Below are 15,862 nucleotides of genomic sequence, written 5' to 3' on the forward strand. Positions count from 1 at the left end.
CCGGTGCCCCGGGCTCCCGCGCCGACCCCAAGCCTACGCCGCTCCGCAGGCGGTGTGGCCTACCCGGTTCCGCTGCGCGGCTCGGCGGCCCCGACCGGCCTGCCAGGCCCGGCGAAGGCTGCGCGGCACGGCGGTCCCGACCGGCAAGGCGGAGGGTGTGACGTTCACCGCTTCCCGCCCGCGATGCCGGTCCCAGTGGCGGGGGATGCTCCGCCGCGGCTACCCTCGGTCGCGCACCCTCGACGGCGGGCATGAAGGGGAGGACGCGTGAAGGCATCGCTGGCCGACGCTCGGCTCTACCTGTGCGTCGATTCGCGGCGCCGTCAGGGTGACCTGCCCGCTTTCCTCGACGCTGTACTGGGCGCCGGGGTGGACGTCGTCCAGCTCCGCGAGAAGGGGCTGGAAGCAAAGGAAGAACTCCGGCTGCTGGACGTCTTCGCTGAGGCGTGCCGTCGCCACGGTGCGCTGCTCGCGGTGAATGACCGGGCCGACATTGCGTACGCCGCCCGCTCCGATGTTCTCCACCTCGGCCAGGACGACCTTCCGGTCGGCATCGCGCGGAGCATCGTCGGGGACGACGTCGTCATCGGGTTGTCCACGCATTCGGTCGAACAGGTCCAGGCCGCGGTCAGTGACCCGGCGGTCGACTATTTCTGCGTCGGGCCGTGTTGGCCGACCCCGACGAAACCCGGTCGTCCGGCGGCTGGATTGGACGTCGTCCGGTATGCAGCCCAAGCGGCCGGCGACCGGCCGTGGTTTGCCATCGGCGGGATCAACCTGCAGAACCTGGACGAGGTTTTGGAGGCCGGCGCGCGCCGGGTTGTGGTGGTTCGTGCCATTGCCGACGCCCCGGATCCGGCTGAGGCGGCGGCTGAGTTCGCGGCTCGACTTGCTGCGGCGGCGTGACGGCGGTATTGCGGTGAGCACCGGACGTCTCATTCCCGCTCCCGGACGGAGTCCGACGATTCGCGAGCTTCTCGCCCGCGGTGGTTCGTCGTTTTCGTTCGAGTTCTTTCCGCCCAAGACGGCGGATGGTGAGCGGGCGTTGTTTCAGACGATCCGCGCCTTGGAAGTGCTGCGACCCACGTTCGTGTCGGTGACCTATGGCGCCGGCGGCAGCACCGCAGCGGCGACGGTCCGCATCACCGAGCGGATCGCGACCGAAACCACACTGACGCCGGTCGGCCATTTGACGATCGTCAACCAGTCGGTGGCGGAGATTCGGCGGGTCATCGGTCAGTACGCGGCCGCGGGCGTGCGCAACATTCTGGCGCTGCGCGGCGATCCGCCGGGAAATCCGAACGGGGAGTGGATTCCCCACCCCCACGGTTTTCGGTACGCCGTCGAATTGGTCCGCCTGCTCAAGATGGTTGGAGATTTCTGCGTCGGAGTGGCTGCGTTTCCCCGCAAGCATCCCCGGTCGCCGACGCTCGAGGACGACACCCGGTATTTCGTCGAGAAATGCCGGGCCGGCGCGGATTTCGCCATTACCCAGATGTTCTTCCGTGTTGAGGATTATCTGCGGCTGCGGGAGCGGATCGAACGCGCGGGCTGCACCGTTCCCATCATTCCCGGTGTCATGCCGATTACATCCATCGGGCAAATCGAGCGGTTCGCCCTGCTCTCCGGGGATGAATTTCCGCCGGAACTCGCCGACCGCATTCTGGCGGTGGCGGACCAGCCGGCGGCGGTACGGGCCATCGGCATCGAGGTGGCAACGGAGATGTGCCGTCGTCTGCTCGACGAAGGGGCGCCGGGATTGCACTTTTACACGCTGAACCGGTCGACGGCGACGCGGGAGATTTACCAGAATTTACGCCTCAGCGAGCGTGCCGATCGGCACGGGAAGGCGTCAGTCAGCGGACCCGGGGTCGCGCCGTCCGACGTCGCCGGGATCGCCGCCGGTGAGGCGTAGCAGTTCGGCAAACGTGGTCGGGAAAACGGCGTGCGGATGTCCGGCTGCGGCCCAGAGGATGTCGTAATCGGCGAGGGCGGTGTCGATGACGGTGCGCAGGGGATGGGGATGACCGACGGGAGCCACCCCGCCGATGGCGAAGCCGGTGTGCCGGCGGACGAATTCCGGATCGGCGCGGTGTACCCGACCGGCATTGACCAAGTGGGCGACTTTTTTGGTGTCGACGGTGTGCCGTCCGCTGGCGAGGACGAGAAGCGGCTCGTCGTCTGCGGCAAAGACCAGACTTTTGACAATCTGCCCGATGGTGACGCCGAGGGCGGCGGCGGCTTCGGCTGCAGTGCGGGCGGAGTCGGCCAGGAGGCGAATCTCCGTGTGGACACCGGCGGCCCGGAGCGCCTCGTCAACGCGGGTGACCGCCGGGGGGAGCATGCGACCAGAGTAGCGAGACGGTGATCTCGCGGGTCTTGCCCCGGGTGGTCTGTTGCCTGGGCGGGTCCCGTGCCTGCGGGTGATCTGCCTCCCCGGGTGGTCTGCCGCCGGGGCCGGCACTTCGCCCGGGGTGATCCGCAGCCGGGCGCCGCTTCCTTGATTGTGATCAAGGTCGGAGGCCGGGAAACCTCGTTGTGCTCTTCGAACATATGTTCGATACTCGTGGTGTGGTGGTATCTGCAGGGTCAGCGGCGACGGCGGCGTCCGCGGCGGAGGTCGTTTCCGCGGAGGTCATTTCCGCGGCGGCGCTCCTTCGCCGCCGGGAAGGCTTTGCGGTGTCTCCACCTTTTGCCGAGGCCTTTCCTGGTGGCGTGATGCAACGGGGGAGTGTGATTGTCGTCGAGAGATCCGCCACGCTCACCTTGGCGCTGATTGCCGATATTGCCCGGCAAGGCGGATGGAGTGCCGAGGTCGGCGGCCCCCCGCTGGGTGCAGCGGCTGCCGCGGAGTACCAGATACCGGCGGACCGGTTCGTGCGCATTCCTTCCCCGGGTGGACGGTGGATGACAGCCGTGGCTGCATTGGTGGAAGCTTTCGATCTCGTCGTTGTCCACGTTGCGGGGACGCCGGCTGAGCAGCGCCGATTGACCGCTCGGGTACGGGAGCGGTCAGCAATTCTGCTGACCACGGTTCCTTGGGAAGGGGCGACGGCTCGTTTTGCCGTGACGGACCGCCGGTGGAGCGGCTTGGGTCAAGGCGACGGATGTCTACAGGGCGCGGAATTCACCGTGCGCGTGATGAGCCGGGGGACCGGTGGCCATCCACGGCATTTTCGGTGGCGGCCACGGTTTTCTTCCGCAACACCTTCCGCGGCGTGAAAGGGAACACCGGGGAGATCGAGGTGTGCCGTGACCGTTCTTTTCCAGGTCTCCTCCCTTTTTCCTGTCGAGCGTGTCCTTGCCGTATGGTGCCCGGATTGGCCGATCCTGGCTGCGGGAGCGGATCCGCAAACGCCGTGTGCGGTGATTGCCCGCGGCCGGATTCTTTCCTGCTCGCCGGCGGCGCGTGCCGCCGGCGTCCGCCGTGGTCAGCGGTGGCGGGAAGCCCAGGCCTGCTGCCCGGAATTGCTCGGCCATACCGCTGATCCAGGTCGAGACAGCCGGGTTTTCGAAGCGGTGGTGCGTCGGGTTGCTGAGGTGGCCGCCGGGCCGGACGTCGTCCGCCCTGGCCTTCTGGTGGCCCGCGCCGGCGGTGCGGCTCGGTATTGGGGCGGTGAAGAGCCGTTGCGGCAACGGATCGTTGACGGGGTCCGCAGCCTTGGGTTTCCGGTGCGGGTGGGCATAGCGGATGGAACGTTCGCGGCTGTTCAAGCGGCGTATGAGGACCGGATCGTCCCACCGGGACGGTCGGTGGATTTTCTTGCTGAGCTTCCTGTGCACCGTCTCGGACCGCCGTTGTCGGAAATACTTCCTCGTTTCGGCCTCCGCACCTTAGGGGACTTCACGAGTCTGCCGCGCCGGACGGTGGTGACCCGGTGGGGGGAGGACGCCGGCCGGGCGCACGATATGGCCCGCGGGGTTCCCCTTCGGTTCTTGGTCCGCGCCCATGACCCGCCGGTTATTGCTGTGCACCGAATTTTCGATCCGCCGCTCGACCGCGTGGATACGGCGTCGTTCATCGCCCGGGTGGCGGCGGAAGAATTGCACGAACAGTTGACCCGCCGGGGTTTGGGGTGTCTGCGGTTGGTGGTGGAAGTCCGCGATGAAAGCGGGCGGATCCACGCCCGTGCGTGGCGGCGGGTGGATGCCGTCCTTCCTGTTTTCTCCGTCGCGGCGATCGTCGACCGGGTGCGATGGCAGCTTGCCGGGTGGCTTGATTCCGGGAATGTATCCGGCGGCCTGGCGGCACTTCGACTCGTTGCTGATGAGGTGACCCGTGCTGTCGGTTGGGACGTGCCGTTATGGGATGGCGGAAATGACGTGCTTCGGGGACAGGCCGACAGTATTCACCGGCACACCGATATTGCCAGGGTCCTCACCCGTCTGCAGGGTCTTCTCGGTGAATCGGCGGTGGTGAGCGCTGTTGTGGACGGCGGCCGGGATCCGATCCACCGGGTGCGCTGGGTGCCCTGGGGTTCGGGGGAGCCGGACGGCAAGCCCGATACCGCGCCGTGGCCTGGCCGGCTGCCGCCGCCGTCGCCGCCTACGGTGTGGGATCCGCCGCGTCCGGCCGTCGTCCTTGCCGCAAGCGGCGAGACCGTTGCGGTAACCGCACGTTTGCGGCTTACCGCAACGCCGGCGATTCTCGCTCTTCCTGACGCCCAGCGGCGGCGGATAACCGGTTGGGCAGGGCCGTGGCCGTTCGATGAACGGTGGTGGGACGCTCCGACCGCCCGTCATGGGACGCGGTTTCAGTTCGCCACCGCTGATGGACTTGCCTGGTTGGCGACCCATTGCGGCGGCATGTGGGCTGTGGAAGGGCGGTACGACTGATGGGGTGGCACAATCCGTCCGTCTCCTGGCCGGAACTTGAACGTCGCCTCGCCGGCCGACCCGCCCGTGCCGTCGAGCCGGCGGATGCGGAAGCGCCGACATCGCGCCGGCGGCCGCCGTACCGGCCGAAAGAATTGCCGAAACAACCGGATGAGACCGTTCGTTATGCGGAATTGCACTGTCATTCGAATTTCAGTTTTCTCGATGGGGCAAGCCATCCGGAGGAACTCGTTGAGGAAGCCGCCCGGCTGGGTCTTGAGACCCTTGCCCTCACCGATCACGACGGATTCTACGGGGTCGTCCGGTTTGCCGAAGCGGCTGCTGAACTCGGCGTTCGTACCGTTTTCGGCGCGGAGTTGTCCCTCTCGCTTGTCGAGCCGCGGGCCGGTGCCGTCGATCCGGATGCCGTTCACCTCCTCGTCCTGGCCCGTGATCCGGAGGGATACCGGCGGCTTGCCGTTGCGATGAGTGCGGCGCACCTGAGAGGCGGCGGGAAAGGGCGGCCGCAGTACGACGAGACGGAACTCGCGCATACCGCCGGCGGGCATTGGCTGATCCTCACCGGATGCCGGAAAGGGCGGGTCCGCCGTGCCCTCGCCGCCGAGGGTCCGGACGGCGCGGTACGGGAAATCGACCGGCTCGTTGAGATGTTCGGTCGGGAGAACGTTGCGGTGGAACTCACCGACGACGGGCAGCCCCTCGATTCAGCAGCCAACGATGTGCTTGCCGCGGCTGCTGTCCGCTGCGGACTTCCGGTGGTGGCGACGACGAACGCCCACTACGCCACCCCTGATCGAGGTCGATTGGCCGCCGCACTGGCCGCGGTCCGCGCTCGAAAAAGTCTGGATGAGATAGCCGGATGGCTGCCGGCCGCGCCCGTCCGCCATCTGCGCTCCGGAGTCGAGATGGCTCAGCGTTTCGCCCGGTACCCCGGGGCGGTGGCGAACGCGGCCCGGCTCGGCGCCGCCTGCGCATTCGATGTGCGCTTGATTGCTCCGCGGCTTCCGGATTTTCCGGTGCCGCCTGGTCACACCGAGATGAGTTATCTCCGCGAACTGGCGATGCGCGGCGCGGCCGAGAAATACGGACCGCCGCATCAGCGCCCTGATGTGTACCGCCAGCTTGATTATGAACTTGACGTCATCGAGCAGCTCGGGTTTCCCGGATATTTTCTCGTCGTCTGGGAGATCGTTGAATTCTGCCGGTCCCGCGGCATCCTCTGCCAAGGCCGGGGATCGGCCGCTAATTCCGTCGTCTGCTACGTTCTCGGTATCACCAAGGCCGACCCCATCGCCTTCCGGTTGCTCTTCGAACGATTTCTCAGTCCGGAGCGGGACGGACCGCCGGATATTGACGTCGACATCGAAAGCGGCCGCCGGGAGGAGGTCATCCAATACGTCTACTCTCGATATGGCCGGGAGCGGGCCGCGCAGGTCGCCACGGTCATCACCTACCGGCCCCGATCCGCCGTCCGGGACATGGCCCGCGCCCTCGGATATTCGCCGGGCCAACAGGACGCATGGTCGAAACAGCTTGACCGGTATGGAGAGATTCCCCGCGGTTCGGAGGCTGACCACGATGTCCCGGATGACGTGGTCCATCTCGCCCGTCAGGTGCTTGGTTTTCCCCGTCATCTGGGCATCCATTCCGGAGGAATGGTGATCTGTGACCGGCCGGTCGCCGAGGTCTGTCCGGTCGAGTGGGCGCGGATGCCCGGGCGGAGCGTGCTGCAGTGGGACAAAGACGATTGCGCCCGGATCGGTGTGGTGAAATTCGACCTTCTCGGACTGGGCATGCTGTCGGCGTTGCGGGAGTGCTTCGATCTCATCGAGACCTATCACGGTGTGCGGCTGTCTCTGGAGACGATTCCGCCGGAAGACCCGGCGGTGTACGACATGCTCTGCGCAGCGGATTCGGTGGGCGTCTTCCAAGTGGAGAGTCGAGCGCAGATGGCGACGCTTCCGCGATTGCAACCGAGAAATTTCTACGACCTCGTCACCGAGGTGGCGATCATTCGTCCCGGTCCGATTCAAGGCGGTTCCGTGCACCCGTTCATCCGCCGCCGCCGGGGACGGGAACCCGTTCGTTACGCCCATCCGCTGCTCCGCCATTCGCTGGAACGCACGTACGGCGTCCCGCTCTTCCAAGAGCAGATCATGCAAATGGCCATCGATGTCGCCGGGCTCACTCCCGCCGAAGCAGACCACCTGCGTCAGGCGATGGGGGCTAAACGTTCCGTCGAACGCATGGAGCGTCTGAAAGCGAAACTCTACGCGGGCATGGCCCGTAACGGCATTACCGGAGCGGTGGCGGACGAAATCTACGAGAAACTCCAGGCGTTTGCGCATTTCGGTTTTCCTGAGAGTCACGCCATCAGCTTTGCGTTTCTTGTTTATGCGAGCGCGTGGCTGAAAAAGTACTACCCGGCGGCGTTCTGCGCGGCGCTTCTCAACGCTGCTCCGCTTGGCTTTTACTCGCCGCAGACGGTGGTGGCTGACGCCCGTCGTCACGGGGTGGTGATCCGCCGTCCCTGTGTCGCCTCCAGTGCAACGAAAACCATTCTGGAACCGATGGACGGCGGCTGGGCGGTGCGATTGGGTCTTTCCTTGGTGAAAGGAGTGAGCGCCGAGACGGCGGATCGCATCGTTGCCCGTCGGCCGTACCGTGACATGGCGGATCTGGCACGCCGCTGCGAACTCTCCGTCACGCACCTGGAGGCGCTGGCTGCGGCAGGGGCGTGTGAGTGTTTCGGTCTCGACCGGCGGCAGGCCTTGTGGCTCGCCGGTTCCGCCGCCGAGACGCGGCCCGGACAGCTTGAGGGTTTTGGCGTCGAGGCCACGCCGCCGCGGCTTCCACCGATGACGGAGATGGAGACGACGGTGACGGACCTGCGGTTCCTGGGAATCAGCCCGGACGTCTACCCGACGGCACACGTTCGGGATCAGTTGACCGAGATGGGTGTCGTTCCGGCGGCGCAATTGCATCGAGTGGCGCCGGATTCTCGAGTTCTCGTCGGGGGAGTGGTCACCCATTGGCAACGCCCGGCGACGGCGCGGGGAACGACGTTCCTCAACGTGGAGGACGAGACGGGGATGGTCAACGTGATCTGCTCACCGGGAGTCTGGGTGCGGTATCGGCGGACGGCACGGACGGCGGCCGCCCTTCTGGTACGCGGCCGGCTGGAACGAGCGGACGGTGTGGTCAATGTTATTGCTGACCGGCTTGAGCCGCTTCCGCTGGTAATTCGGCGTTCCGCTCGAGATTTCCGGTGACCCGTTGTCTCTTGCGGGTACCGTCGTCGGCACCAGGGGCGAGATTCCGGGTCAGCCCCTGTCCGCTGAAGCCGGCGTTTGACACCGTCGTCTGGACCCGGGGGAGGCCTGCCGTTTTCCCTGCCCCCTCGGGTCGATGCCCGACGGCCGCCAGCCGACGCCTCGGCGTCTGACGCCTGCCGCCGGCGGGTCGACGCCCGACGCCTGCAAAAAATCCCTTGACCGGTTCCTTCGCGGCAGCTACCCTCATCGCTATCGAACACATGTTCGAAAACGGCTCTCCGGTGCGCGGCTTCCTCGACCCGCCGCGCACCGGGTCCCGCGGTTGCACAACCCGTTCAGGTGGAACCGAAGGAGGGCGCGATGCCGGGTACACAGGCGGGCACAGTGCCGGACCCAACGCCGGGCGCAGTGCCGGACCCAACGCCGGGCTTGAAGGGCGGCGCGATGCCGGTAACCAGGCGAACCTCCGCTCTGCCCAGCCGAGCGCCCGGAGCACGGGCGGCTCGGCAGTTGCTTGACCTCGCCCGCTCCGGCCTTGCCGACGCTCAGTACTGCGATCGCGCCACGAATCGATATGCCGCGGCGCATCTGGCCGCGCTGCGCGCTGCAGCGGCTGTTCTGGCACTTCGCGCCCAGCCTGAGACGACCCGAGGTCGTGGGCGCATCCGTAATGTCTGGGTACTCCTCGCCCGGGTGGCGCCGCATCTGCGGGAATGGGCGGCGTATTTCGCTGCCGGTGCGCCCAAACGGGCTGCCGCCGAAGCTGGCCTTTCGTCGGCAGTGACTCCACGCGAAGCCGACGACCTACTCCGGGATGCCGCGCTCTTTCTTTCTGTTGTGGAAGAGGAGCTCAGGACTGTTGCCGAACCGGGGTTCAGAAGTGTCGCAGGAGAGGAGCTCAGAACGATCAGTGCCGATTACCCGACCTTACCGGCAGCCTGATGGAACTCGGTGATCGCAGAACTGATGCGACTCGACGACCAGGATCAGCGTTGGTCGCCAAGAGGATCAGCGTTAGCCGCCAACAGGCGGGACTCCCGTTCCCGCCGGGTAATGCCCTGGCGTCACCTGCAACGGGGAGGTCCTCAGCTTCTGGGCAAAGTGACCGATCTCGCAGATGCCGAGCAGACCGGGCCCCGTCCGACGGTCGGGTACGTGTCGAACGACGGACGGGCGGCGCGCAGGCTCAACCGCTGCCGGCGGCAGAATAGACCCGAACGCGCCGGGTGGAAGGAGGCGCCGTTGCGTGGCTTGATGTTCACCGCTCGCGGCGTCCGAAACCTCGGCGGCACCGCAAGAATCTACCGCTCTTCGCCGCCCGCTCGTATCCTGAAAGTACGCACCGCGACCGGCCGAGACGATCTCGGCGCATCGGCTGCCGAATATCTGAATACCTCAGAGGAGACACTGGTATTACCAACTACGCGCAACCATGCGCGCAGTGGGATGGTCACGGGAGGGCACCGTGCCGCTCTCAGAGCATGAGCAGCGTGTGCTCGAGGAGATCGAACGTGCGCTGTCTGCTGACGATCCCAAGTTTGCTGCAACCGTACGATCCATTGATCCGCGGATCTATCGACGTCGTCGCTACCTGCGATCACTCTGCGCCGGGGTGCTCGGCATTCTGCTCGTTCCCGTCGGTCTGATCATTCGGCAGACCGTCGTCATCGCCCTCGGAGCTGTGGTCGCGATGGCCGCCCTTGTGTACGCGGGCGCGATCTGGCGACGCGGACGCCGGCGGTTGGGGCGGTCGGTGCCGCGATCCCCGAAACCGCGAGGCCGCTTCATGCATCGCCTCGAGGAGCGGTGGAATCGCCGCCGGGAAAATCCCACCTGACCGCCGAATCCGTGCGAACCTCGCTGATATCCGCAGAGCCCGGCTGAATTCTCGTGGCGAATCGCGCCATTCGGCGCAACACGGTCCAGCCTGGTTTTCTTCGTTACCGAGGCACTTCCGCGTAACCGCGGCCCATAGTGGTTGCCGCTTTTGTTACCGTCCGGCCGGTCGCATCGGTCTCGTGGACGACGTTGCCCACCTGAGTTGCCGCCGTCGTTTCCGTCCGGCCGGTCGCACCGGCGACGGCCTGCCGGGCGGTCAGGTCAACGCGACGTCCGCCGTCTCGATCGGAGCACCGTACGGACCGAGGTCGGCAGGAGGAGCGCCCGCAGCCGGCGGGACCGGGGCATTGCGGCAATGAGGGCGCGGCGTACCAATTGCTGGTCGCGACGGGGTTCAAAATTCTCCGCCAAATTCCGCACGCGATGGGGGGTCGCGTACCGGGCGAGCTCCTCGGCGTGCGCAAGGCGGAAGAGCGCGTCGGTCGCCTCCGGTTGGCCGCGAAGCTGCGGAGCCGCCGCCAGCCGTTGTGCCGCCCGGCGCGGCGTGTCCGTGTCACCGGTCCACTCCAGCCGTAGGTCACGCACGTCGTCACCCAATTCGGCCCAGGCCACGTGAGCCTCGGCAGCCGCGTCGTCCGCCGCAGTCCACCGGCGCTCCCGGATCCACCAACGGGCGGCCGGACCGGCACCGACGCCCAACGCAACCAGCACGATGAGCCCAAGAAGTTCCGGTGGAATCCGCGGCAATTGGACGCCGTGCTGGACGCTGCGCGTTCCCGGGGCGGCGGCCCCTGCACCGCTGGGGGCGGCCGATGGGATGTTCGCGGTACCTGGGCCGGTAGCGCTCGGGGTGGGTGGAACGGTCGCGGACGGCACAGTGCCGGTCGCGCCGTATGCCGGGACCGTCGCCTGCCCATCGGCCCGCGGTGTCGGCTCGAAGCGCAACCACCCGATTCCGGGGAAGTACAGCTCCGGCCAGGCGTGGGCGTCCGCCGTCGTTACGACGTAGCTGTCCGTGCCGGTAACGGGTTCGCCGGGCGTGAAGCCGATATCGACCCGGGCCGGAATCCCTTCCATCCGGGCCATCAGCGCCATGGTGGCGGCGAACTGTTCGCAGTAGCCGGTCCGGTCTTGCAGGAACGATTCCAGCGCGCTGGTCGAGCTTCCGGAGCGGGCGTTGATGTCGTAGGTGAAATTTGCGAGAAACCAATTCTGCAGCGCAAGCGCTTTTTCGTAAGGCGTGCCGGCCCGCGCGACGATTTGGTCGGCCAGTTGTTTGATGTTCGGCGGAATATTCGTGGGATATTGCAAATAGCGGGTGGCGGTGGGGTCGACCGCCGTCCGAATATTTCTCAGCATCTGAACAGAGGGAGTTATCGGCGCGCTGACGACCGTGTATTGCTGATTCTTTCTCGTTACTCCCTGCGGGTCGTAGAAGACGCCTGTGGTCGGATTGAATTTCCAGGGTTCCCCGACGTCCACCCGGAGTGGGACTTGCGGCACCGGAAGGAAAGGTTCACGCAATCCGCTGACGGTGACCTGCGTGACAACCCGGGTGTCCGTCGTCCCGCCGACGGTCGGCAGCGGAGCGTCCGCGGCGATGTCCCCACCGGACGCCAGACCGCTGGCCCGCCAGGTGGTGCCGTCGAACTCGTCGAGAGTGAGCATCCGGAAGTAGTCAGGCCGGCCGGAGGTCGTGTACGTGAATAGCGGAATGGGCGTGCTCTGCGTCAGGTCCCGACGTACCGAGACGAACGGCTGGATCGTCGCTCCGCCGCCGCCCGGATCAACTCCGCCTCCCGACGTGTGATGGGTGCCGAACCACCCCGCGTGGAGCCCCGGAATCGCGAGGGGAACGGCAATAGCGATCAGTATGGCAACCCCGGCCATGGTGTGGCCGGACCGGGCCAGTTCGCGGCCGACCGTCGCGGGCCACCGCCGTGCGCCGGCAACCCGGCCGACGACCGCGCGGCCCCACCCGCTCAGCCGTTCTCGTCCTTCCGCGGTCAGCAGGAGGAGATAACCGGCCGCCGCACAGACGAACGGGAGCCAACCCACACCCTGGTTCAGGATCGCCGCCGGAACGGTGAAGACGGCGAGCAGCGGCAGACCACAGATCGCCGGACGGCGTAACGCTGTGACGGAAATGTCAATCATCACGGCGACCAGGCCGACACCGCCGACCGCCAGCAGGGTGATCCCCCGGGTCGGCGTGACCGGGGCCGACATCTCGGTGGTGTCGTTAAAGCCGTTGATCAGCGTGTCGCGGAGGCTGGCCACCGCTCCGGGTCCCGGCAGGAAGCCGAAGACGGCGCTCGTGTGAGCGAACAGCGCCGTCACCGCGAAGACATAGCCGGCTACCCCGGCGAGCGGAGCAAGGCCGGCGATCGGCCGTATCTGCCGGAACAGCAACGACGCCACCGTGACCGCAGCGATGACGACCGCCACCGGCCCGAGCCACCGCAGGGTGGTGAAGAGGGGGAGAAGGGCGAGCGAGCCGAGGAACGCCGCCAGTCCCGCGGCCAGACTCAACCGGAGCTGGCTCGTCATGGCACAGTCACCGGCGCGCCGGCCAAGCCCACTGCGACAAGCTGTTGCCAGACTCCAGGAACCCGTGTTCGGCCGTCTGCGACCGCCACGCGCCATCCGGAAGCGGCCAGCAGCGCAGCCGTCCGGCTTGCCGGGAGTCCCGGCGTCCTCGGGGTGTTCAGCGGATTCCAGCGGTCGACGTCGAGCACGATGGCCAAGCATCGCGATGCGTGGCGTTGCAGATCGGCGAGGACCTCGACGTCCGGCATGCTGAGCGCGCCAAGGACGGCGACGAGCAGTCCGGCGTTCGATCCGCGAATCGCGCTCGCCGCTCCGCGGAAGTCGGCTCCGGGGGCGGGCGCGAGGGCGGCTAGCACCTCGAGCAGCTCGGCTTCGGTCGAGAGCGACGGGGTGACGCCGAGCAGAGGCGCGCCGTCACTGTCGACGAGGCGCAGCCGGAAGTTGTCCCGGGCCAGCCGGACGCCGACCGACGCGACCGCTGTGACGGCCCATTCCAGCGACGACGCGACGCCCTCGCCGCGATGCGCCGTGGCTCGGCGATCGAGGAGCAGGACGGCGCGCCGGTGCCACGGCTGCTCTTCCCGGCGGACCATGAGCTCCCCATGCCGAGCCGTCAACCGCCAGTGCACCCGGCGCAGATCATCGCCGTGCCGGTATTCGCGGGGGGTGACGTCGTCCTCGCCGCTCGTCGCCAGCGAACGTGCCTCACCCTCCGTGCTCCCCGCTCGTCCGGCACCCGCGGCGAGCGGCGTCAGTGGATAGACACGCGGTGTGACCACGAGTGTCGAGGTCGATCGGAAGGTGCGGACGGTCTCGACCAGGCCGAAGACGTCCACGAACCGGAGTGCGAGCGGCCCGACGGTATAGCGACCCCGGACATCGGCGCGGACCGGGTAGGCCATCTCGCGGACGCCGTGCGGCTCGATCCGTCCGAGCACGAAGCGAGGCCGACCGCCCAAGGCGTATGGCAGGCGGTCCTCCGCGAGCAGGACGCTGCTGCGCAGCCGGGAGAGGTTCTCGATGCGCAGGACGACTCGGGCCGGCTCGCCGACCGGCACCCGCGGCGGTTCGATGCGCCGGGAACAGGCGAGCCGATAACGAGCCCGCGCTACCATGCCGGCGGCGACGAGCGGAAGGGCCAACAGCAGGACGCCGACCCGGAGCAGATCACGCTCGCCGAGGACCAGGCCACACAGGCTTGCCGCGATTCCCGCGGCAAGAAAGGACCGGCCGCGGGTGGTCAGTCCAGCGAGCGCCGCCCGCATCAGCGGGTCGCCCCCCAGGGAGGTACCGGAGGTGCAGGGACCGGCACACTCCGGAGAATATCGGCCAGGATTTCCGCCGGACCGCGCCGCGCGATGTGGGCATCGGCGGTGACCAGCAACCGGTGGGCGAGCACCGGCAGGGCGAGGTCGCGAATGTCGTCGGGCAGGACGTAGTCGCGATCATCCAGGGCCGCGGCGGCGCGGGCCGTCTTGACGAGCTGCAGAGTTGCCCGCGGGGAAGCGCCGAGCCGCAGCTCCGGATGCCGTCTCGTCGCGGTCACGAGGTCAATGGCATAACGCTGCACATCCGGGGCCACGTAGACCGATCGGACGGTCTCGATCGCCCGCGCCACCTCGCCGGCGTCTGTCACCGGCTCGAGCTCTTCCAACGGATTACGGCTCGCGTGGGCGTCGAGCATCTGCTGTTCCGCACCAGGCGACGGATACCCCATCGAGAGCCGGACGGCGAACCGGTCGCGCTGCGCTTCCGGCAGCGGGTAGGTGCCCTCCATTTCGATGGGATTCTGCGTCGCGATGACCATGAACGGCGTCGCCAGCCGGTACGTGTGTCCGTCGACCGTGGCCTGGCGTTCCTCCATGCTCTCCAGCAATGCCGATTGCGTTTTCGGTGACGCCCGGTTGATTTCGTCGCCGACCACGATATTGGCGAAAATCGGTCCCGGCTTGAATTCGAATTCCCGTGTTTCTTGGTTGTAGACCGACACTCCGGTGATATCGCTGGGCAGCAAGTCCGGGGTGAATTGAATGCGGCGGACCGTGCAGTCGATGGCTTTTGCCAGTGCTTTCGCCAGCATCGTCTTTCCGACGCCGGGAACGTCCTCGATGAGGATGTGGCCTTCGGACAATAAGACGGTCACGGCGAGGCGGATGACGTCCGATTTCCCGTCGATGACGCGTTCGACTGCTTCACAAATCAGTCGGCCCGTTTTCGCCACGTGCCGTACGTCGGTGTTGCCCACGCCTGGAAACGCTGCCACCCGTCCCGTCCTCCTCGCCTCTCGCTGTACCGGCACCCGCCCGCGACCGTCCTCCCGCCGGGGCAGCACCCGCGCGCGACCGTCTCTTCGAGTGTGTCAGGTCTCCCCGGCCTCCGAACCCGGGTTGCGCCACTCCTCAGCCTTCGTATGTCCCGGTGCCGCCGGCGAGCAGCCGTCCCGGTGCCGCCGGGGAACAGCCGTCCCGGTGCCGCCGGCGAGCAGCCGTCCCGGTGCCGCGGAGAGCGGTCCTTCTCACTCGCGCTCCATTCGCTGACGGGACCACCTGCGCTCCGTTCGCCGGCCGGACCATCGCAGGCGCGGCCGCTGCCCTGACGACGGTCGGCTGCGCTCCGAGGTTCGACGCCGGCCGGTGAATGGCCGGGCGACACGGGCGAATGGCTGGGAGACACCGGACCGGAAATCGGCCCGTTGTGGCGCCGATGTGGTGGAAAGTGGAGTACAGTGGCGCGCAATGGAGGAGGCTTGCGGTCGGCCGGGCCGGTGCCGGCCGCCGACGTCCCAGCGGGGAGGTGAGCGCGATGTTCATGGGCTTCATGGGCACGCACTACCCCCGGCTGGACGAGAAAGGCCGGCTGTTCCTCCCGGCCAAATTCCGGGACGAGCTCGCGGACGGCCTTGTGATCACAAAGGGTCAGGAGCGGTGCTTGTACGTCTTCCCGGTCGCGGAGTTCATGCGGATCACCGAAGCGCTGCGCAGCGCACCCATCGGCGCAAAAGCGGTACGCGACTACGGCCGCATCCTGTTCGCCAGCGCCTACGACCAAGTGCCCGACAAGCAGGGCCGACTGACGATTCCGCCGAACCTCCGAGAGTACGCGGGCCTCACCCGCGACTGCGTCGTGATCGGCGCCAACACCCGCGTGGAGATCTGGGACGCGCAGGCCTGGGAGGAGTACCTGCGCGCCCAAGAACCTGCCTTCGCCGAGCTGAGTCAGGAGGTGTGGCCGACAGTCTCATGAGCTTCGACGACGCCGGCGTCCCCTGACGCTTCTTCCCCGGCGCCAGGTGACCGCGAGCGTCGAGGCAGCACCGGATGCGGGCCGCTGCTCGGCGGCCCGCATCTCCCTCCCTCGCAGCC

General features: G+C 67.4%; 12 protein-coding genes. 8 read left to right on the forward strand and 4 right to left on the reverse strand.

The features are described from left to right. Nucleotides 1–267: 267 nt before the first annotated feature. Nucleotides 268–906 carry a thiamine phosphate synthase gene (gene thiE / locus ACEL_RS05100; RefSeq protein ID WP_011719826.1) on the forward strand — a complete coding sequence of 213 codons (639 nt, stop codon included), beginning with the start codon at nucleotides 268–270 and terminating at the stop codon, nucleotides 904–906. Between the two features lie 13 nt (nucleotides 907–919). Then, a complete protein-coding gene (gene metF / locus ACEL_RS05105; RefSeq protein ID WP_011719827.1) occupies nucleotides 920–1,915 on the forward strand; it encodes a methylenetetrahydrofolate reductase [NAD(P)H] in 996 nt (331 codons plus the stop codon). On the opposite strand, the gene ACEL_RS05110 is transcribed toward metF, so the two are convergent. Then, nucleotides 1,853–2,344: a YbaK/EbsC family protein gene (locus tag ACEL_RS05110; RefSeq protein WP_011719828.1), complete on the reverse strand. Its 492-nt coding sequence runs from the start codon at nucleotides 2,342–2,344 to the stop codon at nucleotides 1,853–1,855. The genes metF and ACEL_RS05110 overlap by 63 nt on opposite strands. A gap of 227 nt (nucleotides 2,345–2,571) precedes the next feature. Between ACEL_RS05110 and ACEL_RS05115 the strand changes: the two genes are divergently transcribed. The 5 genes from ACEL_RS05115 to ACEL_RS05135 all read left to right on the forward strand — a co-directional run bounded on the left by ACEL_RS05115 (nucleotide 2,572) and on the right by ACEL_RS05135 (nucleotide 9,948). Further along, nucleotides 2,572–3,222: a hypothetical protein gene (locus ACEL_RS05115; RefSeq protein WP_148204550.1), complete on the forward strand. Its 651-nt coding sequence runs from the start codon at nucleotides 2,572–2,574 to the stop codon at nucleotides 3,220–3,222. 30 nt (nucleotides 3,223–3,252) lie between these two features. After that, nucleotides 3,253–4,836, forward strand: coding sequence for a DNA polymerase Y family protein (locus tag ACEL_RS05120; RefSeq protein ID WP_011719830.1), 1,584 nt, complete (start codon nucleotides 3,253–3,255; stop codon nucleotides 4,834–4,836). Beyond that, a complete protein-coding gene (locus tag ACEL_RS05125) occupies nucleotides 4,836–8,108 on the forward strand; it encodes an error-prone DNA polymerase (RefSeq protein ID WP_011719831.1) in 3,273 nt (1,090 codons plus the stop codon). Before ACEL_RS05120 ends, ACEL_RS05125 begins: the two co-directional genes overlap by 1 nt. Before the next feature lie 363 nt (nucleotides 8,109–8,471). Next, complete coding sequence (locus ACEL_RS05130) at nucleotides 8,472–9,053, forward strand: SAV_6107 family HEPN domain-containing protein (protein WP_011719832.1); 582 nt, start codon at nucleotides 8,472–8,474, stop codon at nucleotides 9,051–9,053. Nucleotides 9,054–9,576: 523 nt separating this feature from the next. Then, on the forward strand, nucleotides 9,577–9,948 hold the full coding sequence (locus ACEL_RS05135) for a DUF3040 domain-containing protein (protein ID WP_011719833.1): 372 nt from the start codon (nucleotides 9,577–9,579) through the stop codon (nucleotides 9,946–9,948). Between the two features lie 263 nt (nucleotides 9,949–10,211). Here the strand turns inward: ACEL_RS05135 and ACEL_RS05140 are convergent, their stop codons facing one another. The 3 genes from ACEL_RS05140 to ACEL_RS05150 are packed head-to-tail and all read right to left on the reverse strand — an operon-like array spanning nucleotide 10,212 to nucleotide 14,763. Continuing rightward, nucleotides 10,212–12,500 (reverse strand): transglutaminase TgpA family protein, encoded by a 2,289-nt coding sequence (locus tag ACEL_RS05140; RefSeq protein ID WP_011719834.1) that lies wholly within the window; start codon nucleotides 12,498–12,500, stop codon nucleotides 10,212–10,214. After that, a complete protein-coding gene (locus ACEL_RS05145; protein WP_011719835.1) occupies nucleotides 12,497–13,765 on the reverse strand; it encodes a DUF58 domain-containing protein in 1,269 nt (422 codons plus the stop codon). Before ACEL_RS05145 ends, ACEL_RS05140 begins: the two co-directional genes overlap by 4 nt. After that, nucleotides 13,765–14,763, reverse strand: coding sequence for an AAA family ATPase (locus tag ACEL_RS05150; protein WP_011719836.1), 999 nt, complete (start codon nucleotides 14,761–14,763; stop codon nucleotides 13,765–13,767). Before ACEL_RS05150 ends, ACEL_RS05145 begins: the two co-directional genes overlap by 1 nt. 545 nt (nucleotides 14,764–15,308) lie before the next feature. Here ACEL_RS05150 and mraZ point away from each other — a divergent pair. Then, the gene (gene mraZ / locus ACEL_RS05155) at nucleotides 15,309–15,743 is read left to right on the forward strand and encodes a division/cell wall cluster transcriptional repressor MraZ (protein ID WP_011719837.1); all 435 of its coding nucleotides are present in this window, start codon (nucleotides 15,309–15,311) and stop codon (nucleotides 15,741–15,743) included. Nucleotides 15,744–15,862: the final 119 nt, after the last annotated feature.

The sequence above is a fragment of the Acidothermus cellulolyticus 11B genome (assembly GCF_000015025.1).
Taxonomy (GTDB): Bacteria; Actinomycetota; Actinomycetes; order Acidothermales; family Acidothermaceae; genus Acidothermus; species Acidothermus cellulolyticus.

What these genes read in the sequence shown, in the direction of transcription:
- ACEL_RS05130 (WP_011719832.1), top strand. Translation starts at nt 8,472, where the DNA reads ATGCCGGGTACACAGGCGGGCACAGTGCCGGACCCAACGCCGGGCGCA.
- ACEL_RS05140 (WP_011719834.1), bottom strand. Translation starts at nt 12,500, where the DNA reads ATGACGAGCCAGCTCCGGTTGAGTCTGGCCGCGGGACTGGCGGCGTTC.
- mraZ (WP_011719837.1), top strand. Translation starts at nt 15,309, where the DNA reads ATGGGCTTCATGGGCACGCACTACCCCCGGCTGGACGAGAAAGGCCGG.
- ACEL_RS05110 (WP_011719828.1), bottom strand. Translation starts at nt 2,344, where the DNA reads ATGCTCCCCCCGGCGGTCACCCGCGTTGACGAGGCGCTCCGGGCCGCC.
- ACEL_RS05145 (WP_011719835.1), bottom strand. Translation starts at nt 13,765, where the DNA reads ATGCGGGCGGCGCTCGCTGGACTGACCACCCGCGGCCGGTCCTTTCTT.
- ACEL_RS05125 (WP_011719831.1), top strand. Translation starts at nt 4,836, where the DNA reads ATGGGGTGGCACAATCCGTCCGTCTCCTGGCCGGAACTTGAACGTCGC.